The sequence below is a fragment of the Jiangella anatolica genome (genome assembly GCF_003236295.1).
Classification (GTDB): Bacteria; Actinomycetota; Actinomycetes; order Jiangellales; family Jiangellaceae; genus Jiangella; species Jiangella anatolica.
The window spans coordinates 23,945-38,228 of sequence record NZ_POTW01000065.1; the positions used below are offsets into that span (position 1 = coordinate 23,945).

General features: G+C 73.9%; 15 protein-coding genes and 2 pseudogenes. 9 read left to right on the forward strand and 8 right to left on the reverse strand.

Going from position 1 to position 14,284, the window contains the following annotated elements; genetic code table 11:
* Window positions 1-11: 11 nt before the first annotated feature.
* The 3 genes from C1I92_RS22460 to C1I92_RS22470 are packed head-to-tail and all read right to left on the reverse strand — an operon-like array spanning window position 12 to window position 3,429.
* Window positions 12-1,250, reverse strand: coding sequence for an ABC transporter substrate-binding protein (locus tag C1I92_RS22460; RefSeq protein WP_111256886.1), 1,239 nt, complete (start codon window positions 1,248-1,250; stop codon window positions 12-14).
* Window positions 1,247-2,080 carry an amidohydrolase family protein gene (locus tag C1I92_RS22465; RefSeq protein ID WP_199521488.1) on the reverse strand — a complete coding sequence of 278 codons (834 nt, stop codon included), beginning with the start codon at window positions 2,078-2,080 and terminating at the stop codon, window positions 1,247-1,249. Before C1I92_RS22465 ends, C1I92_RS22460 begins: the two co-directional genes overlap by 4 nt.
* On the reverse strand, window positions 2,077-3,429 hold the full coding sequence (locus C1I92_RS22470; RefSeq protein ID WP_199521489.1) for an alpha-L-fucosidase: 1,353 nt from the start codon (window positions 3,427-3,429) through the stop codon (window positions 2,077-2,079). The genes C1I92_RS22465 and C1I92_RS22470 overlap by 4 nt, the downstream gene beginning before the upstream one ends.
* 84 nt (window positions 3,430-3,513) lie before the next feature.
* On the opposite strand from C1I92_RS22470, the gene C1I92_RS22475 reads away from it, so the two are divergent.
* Together C1I92_RS22475 and C1I92_RS22480 are read left to right on the forward strand one after the other, a co-directional pair.
* On the forward strand, window positions 3,514-4,656 hold the full coding sequence (locus tag C1I92_RS22475) for an aminotransferase class V-fold PLP-dependent enzyme (protein ID WP_111256888.1): 1,143 nt from the start codon (window positions 3,514-3,516) through the stop codon (window positions 4,654-4,656).
* Window positions 4,657-4,822: 166 nt separating this feature from the next.
* Window positions 4,823-6,163, forward strand: coding sequence for an aminotransferase class V-fold PLP-dependent enzyme (locus tag C1I92_RS22480; RefSeq protein WP_111256889.1), 1,341 nt, complete (start codon window positions 4,823-4,825; stop codon window positions 6,161-6,163).
* 5 nt (window positions 6,164-6,168) lie between these two features.
* On the opposite strand, the gene C1I92_RS22485 is transcribed toward C1I92_RS22480, so the two are convergent.
* Window positions 6,169-6,750: a hypothetical protein gene (locus tag C1I92_RS22485; protein WP_111256890.1), complete on the reverse strand. Its 582-nt coding sequence runs from the start codon at window positions 6,748-6,750 to the stop codon at window positions 6,169-6,171.
* 162 nt (window positions 6,751-6,912) lie between these two features.
* Here C1I92_RS22485 and C1I92_RS22490 point away from each other — a divergent pair, with 162 nt between their 5' ends.
* From C1I92_RS22490 to C1I92_RS22505, 4 genes are all read left to right on the forward strand, one after another.
* Window positions 6,913-7,605 (forward strand): response regulator transcription factor, encoded by a 693-nt coding sequence (locus C1I92_RS22490; RefSeq protein ID WP_111256891.1) that lies wholly within the window; start codon window positions 6,913-6,915, stop codon window positions 7,603-7,605.
* A complete protein-coding gene (locus C1I92_RS22495; protein WP_111256903.1) occupies window positions 7,602-8,735 on the forward strand; it encodes a sensor histidine kinase in 1,134 nt (377 codons plus the stop codon). The genes C1I92_RS22490 and C1I92_RS22495 overlap by 4 nt, the downstream gene beginning before the upstream one ends.
* A 63-nt stretch (window positions 8,736-8,798) precedes the next feature.
* Complete coding sequence (locus tag C1I92_RS22500) at window positions 8,799-9,572, forward strand: SDR family NAD(P)-dependent oxidoreductase (protein WP_111256892.1); 774 nt, start codon at window positions 8,799-8,801, stop codon at window positions 9,570-9,572.
* A gap of 16 nt (window positions 9,573-9,588) precedes the next feature.
* On the forward strand, window positions 9,589-10,359 hold the full coding sequence (locus tag C1I92_RS22505) for a nucleotidyltransferase domain-containing protein (protein WP_111256893.1): 771 nt from the start codon (window positions 9,589-9,591) through the stop codon (window positions 10,357-10,359).
* Here the strand turns inward: C1I92_RS22505 and C1I92_RS22510 are convergent.
* From C1I92_RS22510 to C1I92_RS22520, 3 genes are read right to left on the reverse strand one after another with little or no spacing between them, the layout of a single operon-like run.
* Window positions 10,330-10,512, reverse strand: a complete 183-nt coding sequence (locus C1I92_RS22510; protein ID WP_111256894.1) for a hypothetical protein — start codon at window positions 10,510-10,512, stop codon at window positions 10,330-10,332. The genes C1I92_RS22505 and C1I92_RS22510 overlap by 30 nt on opposite strands.
* 9 nt (window positions 10,513-10,521) lie before the next feature.
* Window positions 10,522-11,088, reverse strand: a complete 567-nt coding sequence (locus tag C1I92_RS22515; protein WP_111256895.1) for a dihydrofolate reductase family protein — start codon at window positions 11,086-11,088, stop codon at window positions 10,522-10,524.
* A gap of 2 nt (window positions 11,089-11,090) precedes the next feature.
* Window positions 11,091-11,900, reverse strand: a complete 810-nt coding sequence (locus tag C1I92_RS22520; protein WP_111256896.1) for an alpha/beta fold hydrolase — start codon at window positions 11,898-11,900, stop codon at window positions 11,091-11,093.
* A 102-nt stretch (window positions 11,901-12,002) separates the two neighbouring features.
* Between C1I92_RS22520 and C1I92_RS22525 the strand changes: the two genes are divergently transcribed.
* The 3 genes and pseudogenes from C1I92_RS22525 (at window position 12,003) to C1I92_RS22535 (ending at window position 13,317) form a co-directional block, all read left to right on the forward strand.
* Window positions 12,003-12,638 carry a TetR/AcrR family transcriptional regulator gene (locus C1I92_RS22525; protein ID WP_111256897.1) on the forward strand — a complete coding sequence of 212 codons (636 nt, stop codon included), beginning with the start codon at window positions 12,003-12,005 and terminating at the stop codon, window positions 12,636-12,638.
* Window positions 12,635-12,865 (forward strand): annotated as a pseudogene (locus tag C1I92_RS35675) (AAA family ATPase); the annotation flags it as partial. The gene C1I92_RS22525 and the pseudogene C1I92_RS35675, both read left to right, overlap by 4 nt.
* 158 nt (window positions 12,866-13,023) lie before the next feature.
* Window positions 13,024-13,317: a hypothetical protein gene (locus tag C1I92_RS22535; protein WP_111256898.1), complete on the forward strand. Its 294-nt coding sequence runs from the start codon at window positions 13,024-13,026 to the stop codon at window positions 13,315-13,317.
* 75 nt (window positions 13,318-13,392) lie between these two features.
* Here C1I92_RS22535 and C1I92_RS22540 read toward each other — a convergent pair.
* Window positions 13,393-14,284, reverse strand: a pseudogene (locus C1I92_RS22540) (hypothetical protein); the annotation flags it as partial.

The following is a 14,284-nucleotide window of genomic DNA, read 5'->3' on the forward strand; positions in this document are numbered from 1 at the left end:
CCTCCATGCGATCAGCCGCCGACCGAGTCCTGAATCGTCTGCATGATCTCCTCGGCGCTGCGTTCGCCGCGGAAGCCCTCGACGCTGTACTGCGTCATCAGCGTCTCGACCTGGTTCCATGTCGTGGTCGTGACCTGCGCGGTCGCGTTCGACAGCAGCGCGCTGACGACGTCGGCGGCGCCCGCGCCCTTGCCCTCGGCCCATGCCGGCAGCGCCTCGGCACGCGCCGGGACGATGCCGCGCGACGCCGCCAGCGACTCCTGCACGCCGGTGGACGTCAGCGCGACGATCGCCTCGAACGCCTCGTCCGGCCGGTCGCAGGTGGCCGCGATGCCGAAGCCGGAGCCGGCGGTCATGCCGTGCGGCTGCCCGCTCGGCGACGGGACGATCGTCACGCCGAGGGTGAAGTCGGCGGCCTCGTCGAACGTCCCGTACATCCACGGGCCCTCGATCAGCATGTCGACCTGGCCGCTGGTGAACGCCTGCTGGGAGACGTCGGAGGCGTCCGCGGCGTTGGGCGCGTTCGCGACGCCGTCGACGGCGACCAGGTCGAAGTAGCTCTGGATCTCGTCGACGAAGTCCCCGTTGGTGAGGTCGAGCTCGCCGTCGCCGTTCAGCCAGGACGCGTCGCCGGCGGTGGCCCACGCGGCCGGGATGAACATGCCCGGCGTGACGGCCAGCGCCTTGTGGTCGTCGGTGGTGAGCGCGGTCGCGTCGGCGACGAACTGCTCGCGGGTGTACTCGGTCGTCGGCGGCGTCAGGCCGGCCGCGGCGAACGCGTCGGCGTTGTAGAACAGCACGACCGGCTCGGCGTCGTACGGGATCGCCCGCAGCGAGCCGTCCACCGTCATGCCCTCGAGCATCGACTCGTCCACCTCCGACAGGTCGAAGTCGTGCTCCTCGACCAGGTCGTCCAGCGGCATCAGCAGGCTGCCGAGCTCCTGTGCCCGGGCGGCCTGCGTGGTCAGCAGGCAGGGCGCGTCGTCGCCGGAGAACCGGGTCTTCACCTTGGTCCAGTAGTCGGCGAAGCTCGGCCCCTCGACGGTGATCTCGAGGTCCGGATCCTCCTTCTGCGCCTCGGCGATGAACGACTCCCACTGCTCGCGGTCGCTCTGGCTGCTCACCCAGGTGTAGAGCGCCAGCGGCCCGCCGGTCGTCGACGTGTTGTCGTCGCCCCCGCCGCACGCCGTCAGCGCGACGGCGAGCCCCGTGACGGCGGCGACGGTCGTGGTCAGGTGTCTCACGGTCATGGCTTCCTCCGTTGGAAGTAGACGTGGCGCGCGGTGTGGTCGAGGACGGCCCGCCGGTCGGCGTCGCGCAGGTGGGCGGTGGCGTCGGCGGCGATGTCGAGCACGTCCTGGTAGGTGGCGGCGAGCGTGCACACCGGCCAGTCCGAGCCGAACATCGTCCGGTCCGGCCCGAACAGGTCGATCACCCGGCGGGCGTAGCGTTCGACGCCCTGCTCGCGCCAGCGGTGCGGGTCGGCCTCGGTGACGAGGCCGGAGATCTTGCAGCTGACCTGTGGAAACGCGGCCAGCTCGGTGATCCCGGCGAGCCAGGTGTCCCAGTCGCCGGAGGCGATGGCCGGCTTGGCGGCGTGATCCACGACGAGCCGGAGACGTGGTTCGCGCGTCGCCAGCTCGACGGCGGCAGGCACCTCGCGGCCGCGGATCAGCAGGTCGAACGGGAGCCCCGCGTCCTGGACGGCGCCCAGGCCGCGGCGGACGTCGGGGCGCAGCAGCCAGCGCGGATCCGGCTCGTCGTGGGTCTGGTGCCGGACGCCGACGAGGCTCGGGTGGGCGAGCGTCTCGGCGACGTCCGGAGCGGTCAGGTCGGCCCAGCCGACGACGCCCGCGACGGGGTTGCCGTTGTCATCGGCGATGCGGAGCAGCTCGGCGGTCTCGCCGGGGTCGGCGACCGCCTGGACGACCACGGTCGCCGTCACGTCCGTGCCCGCGAGTGCGGCGGCGAGGCCGTCGGTCCCGAACCGGCGGCGCAGCGGCGCCGCCGGCCCGGTCATCCAGGGATACGGCCGGACGGCCGGGTCCCAGAGATGGTGGTGCGCGTCGACGATGGTCACGCGAACTCCACCGCGACGACGTCGATGAGCGCGCCGGTCGGCTCCGGCGCGGCGATGCGGACCTCGCCCAGCGGCTCGGCTGCGTCGTCGCCGCTGACCTCGTGCACCTCGAACGCGATCTCGTAGGGCAGCGCCGCGCCGGTGCCGACCAGCCGGACGTTCGCGATCCGGCGCACGGGCAGCCCGCGCACGACGATCTCCTCCACCGGCCGGTTCACCAGGTGCAGGTAGACGACGCCCTCGCGGGCCGTCGTCGGGCCATAGAAGTCCACGCCGGTGGTTGGCTTGACACCGACGACCGCTTCCGCGTGCGTGGCGAGCCAGCCGCCGATGTCCCTCAGCCGATCCAGCTGTGCCTCGACCAGGCTGCCGTCGCCGCGCGGGCCGACGTTGAGCAGCAGGTTGCCGCCGCGGCTGACCACCTCGACCAGGCTGACGGCGAGCGAGCGGGCGGACTTGTTCTTCGTGTCGGCGGGACGGTAGCCCCACATCTGGCCGATCGTCAGGCACAGCTCCCACGGCCCGTCCGGCGCCGTCAGCGGGAACGCCTGCTCGGGCGTCCTGTAGTCGCCGTTCTCGGGCAGCCGCTCGTTGATGACGACGTCGGGCTGCAGGCTCTTGATCAGCTCGCGCAGCCCGGCGGCGTCCCACTCGGCGGGGGAGCGCTCCCACTCGCCGTCGAACCAGAGCAGGTCGACGGTGCCGTAGTTCGTCAGCAGCTCGGTCAGCTGGCCGCGCAGGTAGTCGAGGTAGCGGGCCCACTGCTCGGGGGTCGAGCGGCGGTGCCGGTCGGCGGCGACCGGCGTGCCGGCGTTCTCGGGTCGCCCGGCCGCCGGCCAGTGCTCGGCCGGGTACGGGCGGTCGGCGTCGGTGAACGCGGGGTAGTCGGGGTGGTGCCAGTCGGACAGGCTGTAGTAGAAGCCGACCCGCAGCCCTTCCGCGCGCACGGCGTCGGCGTACTCACGCACGATGTCACGGCCGAACGGGCCGTGCTCGACGCCGAAGTCGGAGTGCTTCGTGTGGAACATCGAGAAGCCCGCGTGGTGGCGCGTCGTGAAGACGACGTAGGTGGCGCCGGCGTCCTTGGCCGCCCGGGCCAGCGCGGTCGCGTCCCACCGCGTCGGGTTGAACGTCGGAGCGCTGGACTGGTACTCGTCCACCGTCACCGGGTCCTCCGGCTGGTCGACCCCCGGGATGATCGAGCGCCCGACCAGCGGCCAGGAGATCTCGATGCCCTGCTGACTGGCGTGGTCCCAATGGACGAAGATGCCCAGGCCGGCGCCGGTGAACCACTCGCCGCCGGGGATCCGCGCCGGTTCGCGGACGATGCTGCTGATCGGGTCGGACACCGAGCCTCCTCTCGAAGCGTGTTTCCTATAGGGTAGAGGAAACATGATTCAGGTCAAGGGCAGGTCGGCGGGAAGGATGGTTCGGTGACGTCTGCCTGGCGGCCCCGGCCCGAGCTGTGGGCCCTCGATCCCGCCGTCCTCCACCTCAACCACGGGTCCTGGGGCGCGGTCCCGCGGGCTGCGCTGGACGCGGCGGCGTCACTGCGGGCGGAGAGCGAGGCGAACCCGGCGGCGTGGTTCCGGTCGCTGCCGTCGCGAGTGGCCGCGGCGCGGCGCGAGCTGGCCCGGTGGGTGGGCGCCGACGAGGACGGGTTCGCCCTGGTCCCGAACGTCAGCGCCGGTGTGACGGTCGCGCTGTCGGCGGTGGACGTGCCGGCCGGTGGCCGGATCGTCGTCACCTCGCACTGCTACGGCGCGGTCCGGTTCGCGGCCGAGCGATTCGCCCGGCTGCGCGGCGCGACGGTGGTGGAGGTGCCGGTGCCGCTGACGGCGTCGGCCGACGAGGTGGTCGAGCTGGTGTCGCCGGCCATCGAGGGCGCCGACGTGGTGCTGCTGGACCAGATCACGTCGGCGACGGCGACCGTCTTCCCGGTGTCGTCGCTGGTGGCGCTGTGCCGTGCGGCGGGCGTCCCCGTCATCGTCGACGGCGCGCACGCCCCGGGTCTGGTGGCCTCGCCCGCCGCCGTCGGGGCGGACTTCTGGACCGGCAACTTCCACAAGTGGGCGTGCGCCCCGCGCGGCACCGCGGGCCTCGTCGTCGCGCCGGAATGGCGGTCGCGGACGCTGCCGCCGGTGGTGTCGTGGGCCGAGCACGCGGCGGCGCTGCCGGACCGGTTCGACTGGCAGGCGACCGCCGACTACGTCCCCTGGCTGGCCGCGCCGGCGTCGTTGGCGGTGCTGGACACGCTGGCCTGGCCGGCTCTGCTGCCCGACCTGGTCTCGATGCTGGACGACGGGGCCGCGGTGGTAGCGGCCGCGCTGCGCACGTCCGTCCCCGTGCTGGCGGCGCCGGCCCCGGCCATGCGCCTGGTCGCGCTGCCCCCGTCGGTGCGGATCGAGGACAAGGCGGCCGAGGAGGCGCTGCGCGGCCGCATCGCCCGCGACGCCCGCGCCGAGGTGAACGTCACCGTCCACGAGGGGCGCGGGTTCCTCCGGCTGTCGGCGCACGCCTACAACGGCGCGCGCGACTACGAGCTACTGGCCGCCCGGCTTCCCGCCCTGCTCTAGACGAACAGCTCGGGCGTGCCCTTGTGTGCGGCCCGACCGGAATCAGGCGAGCGTTCAGCACGATGAGAAGCGCTCCGGCCTTCCCGTCGCTCCGGCCTCGGAGTCAAGGCCAGAGCATCAGTGAGCTATGCTGCCGAACCGCAGAGCGCGGAGTAGGGTCCGCGCCATGGCGGACGCGCGGCCACGGCGACGGTCGGTGCTGGCGGCCGGTGCGCTGGCGGCCGGCGCGCCGGCGCTGCTGACCGGCTGCTCCTCCGACGGCGACGACGAGCCGGCCGCGGCGACATCTCCGCCGCGGCTCGACGAGGTCGACCTGAGCGACTGGGAGGTCGTCCGCGCGCAGTTCCCGCTCGATCCGGAGCTGGCCCACTACGCCGCCTACGTGCTCGCCGCGCACCCGGCGCCGGTCCGGGCCGCCATCGAGCGGTGGCGCGAGGCGCTGGACGCCGACCCGGCGGCCGCGCTCGCCGACGAGATGGCACGCGACGACGAGGTGCGCACGGCGGCGGCCGGCTACCTCGGCGTCGATCCGGCCGAGATCGCGCTGACCGGCAGCACGACGATGGGCCTCGGCCTCGTCTACCACGGCCTCGCGCTGCGGCCCGGCGACCACCTGCTCACCTCGACCCACGACTTCTACGCGACCCACGAGGCGCTCCGGCTGGCCGCGGCCCGCGCCGGCGCCGAGGTCGAGCGGGTCCCGCTCTACGACGACCCCGCCGCGTCCGCGACCGAGGAGATCGCTGGCCGGGTCGCGGCGGCGATCCGGCCGCGGACCAGGGTCGTCGCGCTGACGTGGGTGCACTCGAGCACCGGGGTGAAGCTGCCGGTGCGCGCGATCGCGGACGTCGTCGCCGCCGCCAACGCCGGGCGGGCCCAGGAGGACCGGGCGATCCTCGTGCTCGACGCCATCCACGGGCTGGGCGCGGACGCCGCAACGCCGGGCGACCTCGGCTGCGACGTGCTCGTGTCCGGCACGCACAAGTGGCTGTTCGGCCCGCGCGGCACCGGCCTCGTCTGGGCGTCGGCCGCCGCCGGCGCCGGCATCGCGCCGACGATCCCGTCGTTCACCGCGCCCAGCTTCGTCAACTGGCTCGACGGCGGCGACCGGCCCAGCCCGTTCGGCGTCGGCAACACCCCCGGCGGCTACCAGGCGTTCGAGCACCGCTGGGCCGCCGCCGAGGCGTTCGCGTTCCACCGCGCCATCGGGCCGGACCGGGTCGCCGCCCGCACCGAGGAGCTGGCCACCCGGCTCAAGGACGGCCTCGCCGAGGTCGCCGGCGTCCGGCTGGTGACGCCGCGCGATCCCGGGCTGTCCGCCGGCCTGGTGTGCGTCGAGGTCGCCCGCCAGGACCCCTTCACCGTCGTCGAGCAGCTGCGCGACCAGCGCATCGTCGCGTCAGTGACGCCGTACAGCGACGCCTACGTGCGGTTCGGCGCCAGCATCGTCACCACGCCCGAGCAGGTCGACGCGGCGGTCGAGGCGGTCGCCGGGCTGAGTGGCTGACGCCGTCAGTACGCCGCGGCGGGCTGCCGCTCGTCCGCCGACCAGAGCGACCAGCCGAGCCAGGCCGCACCCGCGGCGGCGAGCACCAGGCCGGGGTACAGCGTCACGTCCGGCAGCACACCGCGCAGCCCGATGGGCACCGAGCCGATCGCGTACAGCAGCACGCCCGCCGCCGGCACCAGTCGCGACCGCAGCAGCGCGACGACGAACACCAGCACACCGGTGAGGAACACGACCTGCGTGACGGTGAACATCGTCCCGGCGTGCCCGTCGACGAAGCGCTGCACCTCGTCGTCGGACAGGTACGGGAAGACGAAGTTGACGATGTACTCCGCGCCGACCAGCCCGGCCAGGCCGGCGAAGTTGAGCACGTAGCCGACCAGCCCGATGCGGCCGGCCGCCGCGCGGACCCGCACGTACAGCGTCGTCAGCAGGAACAGCCCGAACAGCTGTGCCAGCGGCGCCAGGCTGCGGGTGAACTGGGTGGTCGGAATGACGTCGCCGCGGCGGGCGGCGTTGAAGCAGAGCGCGAGGCCGCACAGGATGCCGGCCAGGCCGCCGAGGCGGCGGAGGGTGGTCGTGGACATGGTCGCTCCCTGGGGTCGGATCGAAGAGGGTCGGTCCAGTCCTAGTGCCATGACGGCCGTCGGAACGGCCCGGTAAGAACCCCCTAAGATCCGCCCTGACCAGTGCTTACGGAAGTCTTGTGTGCGCCGCGACGGCCGCCGGGCCGCTCTAGACTCGCGACCATGGAGTCGGCGCGGCGCATCCTGCTCGTCGAGGACGATGCCACCGTCGCCGAGGTGGTCGTCGCCTACCTGCGTCGCGCCGGGCACACCGTCGAGCACGCGTCCGACGGAGAGAGCGGGCTGCGGGCGTTCGCCGAGCGCCGTCCCGACCTCGTCGTGCTCGACCTCATGTTGCCGGGCGTCGACGGCCGCGAGGTGATCCGGCGCATCCGCGCGGCGGGGCCGGTCCCGGTGATCATGCTGACCGCGCTCGGCGCGGAGCACGACCGTATCCGCGGCCTGGAGCTCGGCGCCGACGACTACGTCACCAAGCCGTTCAGCCCGCGCGAGCTGGTGCTGCGGGTCCGTTCCGTGCTCCGCCGGCGGGCCGACGGCGATGGCGCCGGGCATCCGCCGCTGCGCGACGGCGATCTCGAGCTGGACCCGCGGGCCCGCCGGGTGACCCGCGCAGGACGGGAGATCCGTCTGACCACCAGGGAGTTCGACCTGCTCGCCCATCTTCTCAGCCACGCCGGCCAGGCGTTCACCCGGGCCGAGCTGCTGCGCGCCGTCTGGGGGTGGGAGGTCGGCGACCAGTCGACGGTGACGGTGCACGTGCGGCATCTGCGCGAGAAGGTCGAGGACCGCCCCGACCAGCCGCGCCGCCTGCTCACCGTCTGGGGTGTCGGTTACCGGTGGGAGCGCTCGACGTGAGGGACGTGCTGGTCACCGCGGCCATCGCGGCGACGTTGAGCGCGCTGGCCGGCGGCGCCGCGCTGGCGCTCCTGCCGGTGCTGCGGCGCCGCCCGGCCCGCACCGGCGTCGCGGTGGCGGTGCTGATCGGGCCGGTGGCGATCGTCGTCGCGGTGGTCGGCGCCGGCGCGGGGATGTTCGTGTCCGCCTACGACGTCATGGTCGTGGTGGTGGCGGCGCTGGTCGCGGCGGTCGTCGGGCTGGCGATGGCGACGGTGCTGGCCCGGCGGCTGGTGGCCGGCAGCGCCGAGCTCACCGAGGCCGTGCGCCGGTTCGGCCGCGACGGCGCGTTCGTCCGGCCGCCCGCCCCCGCGGCCGCCGAGCTGGACGCGCTGGCCGGCGAGCTGGACGCGGCGCTGACGGAGTTGGCGCGGTCGCGGCAGCGTGAGCGGGAGCTCGAGGCCGCCCGCCGCGACCTCGTCGCCTGGGTGTCGCACGACCTGCGCTCGCCGCTGGCCGGGCTGCGGGCCATGGCCGAGGCGCTCGAGGACGGTGTCGCCGCCGACCCGGACCGCTACCACCGGCAACTGCGCGAGCAGACCGACCGCGTCACCCGGCTGGTCGACGACCTGTTCGAGCTGTCCCGGCTGGAGTCGGGCCAGGCCGCGCCGGCGTACGGGCCGGTGTCGCTGCCCGACGTCGTCAGCGACGCGCTCGCGGGCGCGACGGCGCTGGCGGCCGGGCGTGGCGTGACGGTGACGGGGTCGGTGACGACCACGCCGCCGCCGGTGCACGGCGACGTGCGCGGGCTGGCCCGCGTCGCCGGGAACCTGCTGACGAACGCCGTGCAGCACACCCCGCCGGGCGGTACGGTCGCCGTCGAGGTGTCGGCGGCCGGCGGTGCGGCGGTCGTCAGCGTCACCGACGGCTGCGGCGGCATCCCGGACGGCGAGCTGGCCCGGGTCTTCGACGTCGGCTGGCGCGGGTCCGCCGCCCGCACCCCGGGCGACGACGGCGGCGCCGGGCTCGGGCTGGCGATCGTCCGCGGGCTGGTCGAGGCCCACGGCGGTACGGTCACGGCGACGAACGCGGCGGGCGGGTGCCGGTTCGAGGTGCGGCTGCCCGCCGCGGGATCCGGTCGTCCTGGTTGACACCACGCACGTCGCCCTCCGAGAATTCGAACCAGCCGTTGCATCCAATGAAACGGGTGACGAATGGACGAGGGCCGGCTGGCCGGGCGGGTGGCGCTGGTGACGGGCGCCTCCCGCGGCATCGGCGCCGCGGTGGCACGCGCGTACGCCGCCGAGGGCGCCTCGGTCGCGCTCGGCTACGAGCCCCGTCCGGACACGGCCGAGCTCGCCGAGGAGCTCGCGACCGAGCTGCGCGCGGCCGGCACCAAGGCGGTCGCGCTGGCGGCAGACCTCGCCGACCCGGACGCCGTCGACGAGCTGGTCGATGGCGCCCGTGCTCACCTCGGCCCGCTGGACGTCGTCGTCGCGAACGCCGCGCTGTCGGCGTCGGCGCCGTGGCGCGAGATCAGCGTCGCCGACTGGGACCGCGTGTTCGCCGTCAACCTGCGCGGCAGCTGGCTGCTCGCCCGCGCGGCGTACCCCGACCTCGTCGCCGGCGGACGCGGCTCGATCATCACGGTCAGCAGCGTGATGGCCCGTACCGGCCAGGCCGGCGCGCTGCACTACACCGCCAGCAAGGCCGGCATCGTCGGGCTGACGCGGGCGCTGGCCCGCGAGTCCGGCCCCGACGGCGTCCGCGTCAACGCCGTCATGCCCGGCGCCATCCGCACCGAGCACGAGGAGGCCCTCGAACCCGACCCGGACGCGGTGTTCGAGCAGATCACGGCCGTGCAGTCGCTGAAGCGCCGGGGGAGCGCCGCCGACGTCGCCGGCGCGTTCGTCTACCTCGCCGGCGACGAGAGCGCGTTCGTCACCGGTCAGGTGCTCACCGTCGACGGCGGCTGGGTGTTCGGCTGACGCCTAGGGTGTCCTCGTGTTCACCCCTGACGAGCGCGCGGCGGTGCGCGACGCCCTGATCGCGGCCGCCCGCGCCGACGACCGCATCGGCGGCGCCGCGATCACCGGATCGGCGGCGGCCGGCGCCGAGGACGGCTGGTCCGACGTCGACCTCGCGTTCGGCCTGGCCGACGGCGCCGACCAGGCCGTGGTGATCGCCGACTGGACCGCCGTCATGTACGCCGAGCACGGCGCCGTCGCGCACCTCGATGTCCCGCGCGGTGCAACGATCTATCGGGTGTTCCTGCTGGCCAGCACGTTGCAGGTGGACATAGCGTTCGCCCCGGCGGCGGAGTTCGGTGCGATCGCACCCACGTTCCGGCTGCTGTTCGGCGCCGCTCGCGAGGTGCCGCTCGCGACGGCGCCGGCGGCCGCCGGGCTGGCCGGGATGGGCTGGCTGTACGCGCTGCACGCGCGGTCCAGCATCGAGCGCGGCCACGGCTGGCAGGCGCTGCACATGATCGACGGCCTGCGCGAGCAGGTGATCGCGCTGGCCTGCCTGCGGCACGGCCTACCCGCCCACCAGGGCCGCGGCGTCGACCGTCTGCCGGCGGCCGTGACGGGACCCCTGCTCGGCTCACTCGTCGGCGCGCTCGACGACGCCACGCTGCGCCGGGCGTTCGCCGCCGGCGTCGAGGCGCTGCTGGCCGAGGCTCTGCACGTCGACCCGGACCTGGCCGGCCGGCTGGCCGGTCCGCTGCGGGCGATGACCGGCGGCTCAGCCGCGGCCGGCGAGGAACTCCAGTAGCGCCGGGTCGGCCGACGTGAAGCGGTCGACCTCCTCGCCGCCGTCGCAGCGGCACAGCGCGACGGTGACTGCGCCGGCCGTGCGGGCGACGACGCGCCACTCGCCGCCCGCGTCCTCCCAGCGGGTGAGCACACCGACCGGGTCGTCGCTCATGCGTCCAGATTAGGCGCGGTCCCGCTCGAACAGCGTGATCAGGACACCCTCGCCGACGGTGCGCGACCCGGTGAGCCGCCACCGCGTCCGGTCGGTGGTGTCGGCGAACAGCCTGCGGCCGGTGCCGAGCAGGACCGGGAACGTCATGAGGTGCAGCTCGTCGACGAGGTCGTGCTCCAGCAGCTCCTGCGCGAGCCGGATGCTGCCGGCGACCTGCAGTTCGCCGTCGACCTCGGCCTTGAGCCTCGCGACCTCGGTGGCGATGTCGCCACTGATCACCTGTGTGTTGTTCCACGTGGGATCGGTCAGGGTGCTGGAGACGACGTACTTGCGCATGCCGTTGTATTTGTCGGCCAGCTCGCCCTCGTAGGCGGGCCAGGCGGAGGCGAATCCCTCGTACGTCACCCGGCCGAGGAGCAGCGCCTCCGCGCCGAGCGCCTCGTCGGTCTTGAACTGCTCGCCCTCGTCGCCGCGGTCGAACTCGAAGGTCCAGTCCTTGTACCTGAAGTCCTCGCCACCGGGCGCCTGCACGACGCCGTCGAGGCTGATGAACTCGGTGACGACGATGCGCCCCACGATCAGGCCCCCCGCACGAAGTCGCGCAGCGCCGGCGCAAGCACCTCCGGCGTCGTGGCGTGGTTCTCGCCCGGCACCGGCTTCAGCGTCGCCGAGGGCAGCAGCTCGGCCAGCGCGCGCGGGCCCGGGATCAGCGTCGGCCACGTGTCGATACCGTGCATGACCAGCACCGGGACGTCGATCGAGGCCCAGCGGTCGGTGGGCAGCGGATTGCCTGACATCGTCGTGCCCATGATCCGGCCGTCGTAGGCGAGGGTCGGCGCGATGCCGAGCATGACCGGCCAGAAGTCGCTCTCGTGCAGCCCGGTGACGGCCTCGGGCGGCATGCCGGCGGCCGCCGTCATGAACAGGTCGACGGCGTCGCCGGGTCGTCCCGCGGCGTTGGCCGCGTCGAGCCGCTCCACGTAGTCGGCCGGCAGCGGCGGGCGGACGTCGTCGACCACGAACGGCGGCTCGAAGGTCACGACGTGGCTGACCGGGACCAGTCCGGACGCGGCCGCGTCCAGCGCGAGCACGCCGCCGGAGGACCAGCCGAACAGCACCGCCGGACCGCCGCCGGCGTGGTCGACCAGCGCGGCGATGTCCTCGATCTCGCGCTCGATCGCGTACGGCGCGGTGTCGGTGCTGTTGCCCCGGCCGCGGCGGTCGTAGGCGTAGGTGCGGAACTCGTCGGCCAGCAGCCGGCCGGTCTCCGCGTTCAGCGGGTTGATCGCCGGGTAGCCGGTGGCGCCGTCGATCATGATCAGCGGCCGGCCGTCGCCATAGGTGTCGAACGCGATGGTGGTGCCGTCCTTGGAGGTGACCGTGCTCATCGTGTGCTCCTTCTGGGATGCCTGGCTTGGAACTAGACGGTACAGTACCCACACGGGTACGGAACTGTCTAGTACTCTCTGCTGAGGGAGTGAGGAGAGGGCATGGTTGTCGAGGACGTTGCGGAAGGGCGGACGGCGCGCAAGCGGCGCGCCATCATCGAGGCGGCCACCGAGGTCTTCCTGCAGCACGGCTACCTCGGCGCGAGCATGGACCAGGTCGCGGCGATGGCGGCGGTCTCCAAGCAGACCGTCTACAAGCAGTTCGCGGACAAGGAGCATCTGTTCGCCGAGATCATCGTCGGCCGGACCGCCGTGCTCGGCGACCGGCTCGCCGACCTCTACGCGACCCTCGACGACGCCGAGGACGTGCGGCCGGCGCTGCGCGAGGTCGGGCGGCAGCTGCTGGAGAGCCTCAGCCGGCCGGACGTGCTCCGGCTGCGCCGCCTGGTCATCGCCGAGGCCGACCGTTTTCCCGAGGTCTCCGGAACGTGGTGGGAGCGGGCCTTCCATCCGTCGCTGGTGCTGCTGGGCGAGGCGCTGGAGCGGATGGCCGACCGCGGCCTGCTGCGCGAGCTCGGCGACCCGACGCTGGCGGCCTACCACTTCGCCGGGCTGGTGATGTACAAGCCGATGAACCGGATGATGTTCGCCGGCAGCGCGGCCGTGACGCCGCCGGTGGAGCTGGCGCACCTCGCCGACAGCGCGACCGACGTGTTCCTGGCCGCCTACGGCCGGTGAGGCCGCGGCTGATCGTCCTCAACGGGCCGCCGGCGGTCGGCAAGTCGACGCTGGCCCGCCGCTACGCCGACGACCACCCACTGACCCTCGCCCTCGACGTCGACCGGATCCGCGACCTCGTCGGCGGCTGGCGCGACGATCCTGGCGCTGCCGGGCTGCTCGCCCGCAGGGTCACCGTCGCCGCGGCGCGGGCGCACCTGCTGGGCGGCCCTGACGCAGCGGCGCCCGGTCCCGCCGCGCCCGACGTCGGTGGGCCCGGTCGTGCCGGGTTCGGCCGGAGGCGGACCCCGCCCGGCCGGGCGGGCCCGCTCCGCCGGCGGGCACTGACAGTCACCGCCGCGCCGGCGGTTCCGCCCAGAACACCCGCCCCGGTCACGACGTCGTCGTGCCGCAACTCGTGGCGCGGCCGGGCTTCCTGGAGCAGCTCGAGGCCGTCGCCGAGGAGACCGGGGCGACGTTCCACGAACTGGTGCTGATGGACGAGAAGGCGGCCGTCCTGCGCCGGTTCGCGGAGCGGGCACGGACGGTCGCCGGCGCGCTGCAGGTCGAGCAGGACGAGGTAGCGGCGCTGTACGACCGGCTGACGGCCTACATCGCACGGCGCCCACGCGCCGTTGTCGTCCCGGCCATCGAGGGCAGGGCCGACGAGACCTACCGCGCCCTGCTCGCCCACGTCTGATCGACGGAGGCGCGCCGGCCCGGGCTGCGGTCCCGGGCCGGCGCGCCTCCGCCCGATCAGGAGGGGCGGGCGCCGTCACCCCACGCGGAGGTCCTCCTGGGCCCGGGAGGCGGCGACGATGACGTTCTGGCGGTCGCGCCGGGTGAACCGGCCGGCCGCGACCCACTCCGCCGACACCTCCTCGACGCGGCGGATGAAGCGGCCGTGGTCGGGGAACGGAGCGGCTGCCCAGACCTTGTCGAGGAAGCTGTCGCCGTCGTCGTCGCGGGCGGTGTTGGCGACGCCGGAGTCGATCGAGCCGAACACCACCTTCGGCTCCACCCGCTGGTAGTACACGTGGTGGGCGTCGTTGATGCCGAGGTAGAGCGGGCGCAGCGTGTGCTCGTGCGTGGCGAAGAAGTTCGGCTCGTCCAGCGCCTCGACGGCCGCGGCGAGGTCGCCGTCGAGCTTGAGCCGCGAGTAGAACGAGAACTGCCGCCACTCGCGCGACCGGTTCAGCGCCGGCAGCACCAGCGGGCCGTGGAACAGGCTCTCGAACTGCGGGTCGTCCAAGGCCCGCTCGGTGCGCAGGCCGAACGGCATGGCGACGTCGACGCGGTCGCCGGGCGCCCAGGTCCGGTCCAGCGTCAGGTACGTCCCCGGCGCGGCCGCGGCGTCGACGGCGGCGCCGTTCACCGTCACGGTGAAGCCGCGGCGGGCCCACGACGGCACCCGCAGCTTGACCGCGAGCCGCCCGCTGCCGTCGACCGTGATCGACGTCGACTCCTGGCGCGGGAAGTCGGTCACCTGGGTGACGGTGAAGCCCTTCTCCGCCCAGGTCAGCGTCGAGGCGATGTACAGGTTCACGTACAAGGTGGACCCGTCGGCGGACTGCGCGTAGATCGTCTCCTGGTACTTCGTGTGGTTCTCCATGCCGGTGCCGCCGCAGCAGGTGCCGTTGTTGCCGAAGCCGCGGGTCGCGCCGGGG

What these genes read in the sequence shown, in the direction of transcription:
- C1I92_RS22485 (WP_111256890.1), bottom strand. Translation starts at nt 6,750, where the DNA reads ATGTCCACGACCACCCTCCGCCGCCTCGGCGGCCTGGCCGGCATCCTG.
- C1I92_RS22460 (WP_111256886.1), bottom strand. Translation starts at nt 1,250, where the DNA reads ATGACCGTGAGACACCTGACCACGACCGTCGCCGCCGTCACGGGGCTC.
- C1I92_RS22500 (WP_111256892.1), top strand. Translation starts at nt 8,799, where the DNA reads ATGGACGAGGGCCGGCTGGCCGGGCGGGTGGCGCTGGTGACGGGCGCC.
- C1I92_RS22490 (WP_111256891.1), top strand. Translation starts at nt 6,913, where the DNA reads ATGGAGTCGGCGCGGCGCATCCTGCTCGTCGAGGACGATGCCACCGTC.
- C1I92_RS22520 (WP_111256896.1), bottom strand. Translation starts at nt 11,900, where the DNA reads ATGAGCACGGTCACCTCCAAGGACGGCACCACCATCGCGTTCGACACC.
- C1I92_RS22510 (WP_111256894.1), bottom strand. Translation starts at nt 10,512, where the DNA reads ATGAGCGACGACCCGGTCGGTGTGCTCACCCGCTGGGAGGACGCGGGC.
- C1I92_RS22525 (WP_111256897.1), top strand. Translation starts at nt 12,003, where the DNA reads ATGGTTGTCGAGGACGTTGCGGAAGGGCGGACGGCGCGCAAGCGGCGC.
- C1I92_RS22480 (WP_111256889.1), top strand. Translation starts at nt 4,823, where the DNA reads ATGGCGGACGCGCGGCCACGGCGACGGTCGGTGCTGGCGGCCGGTGCG.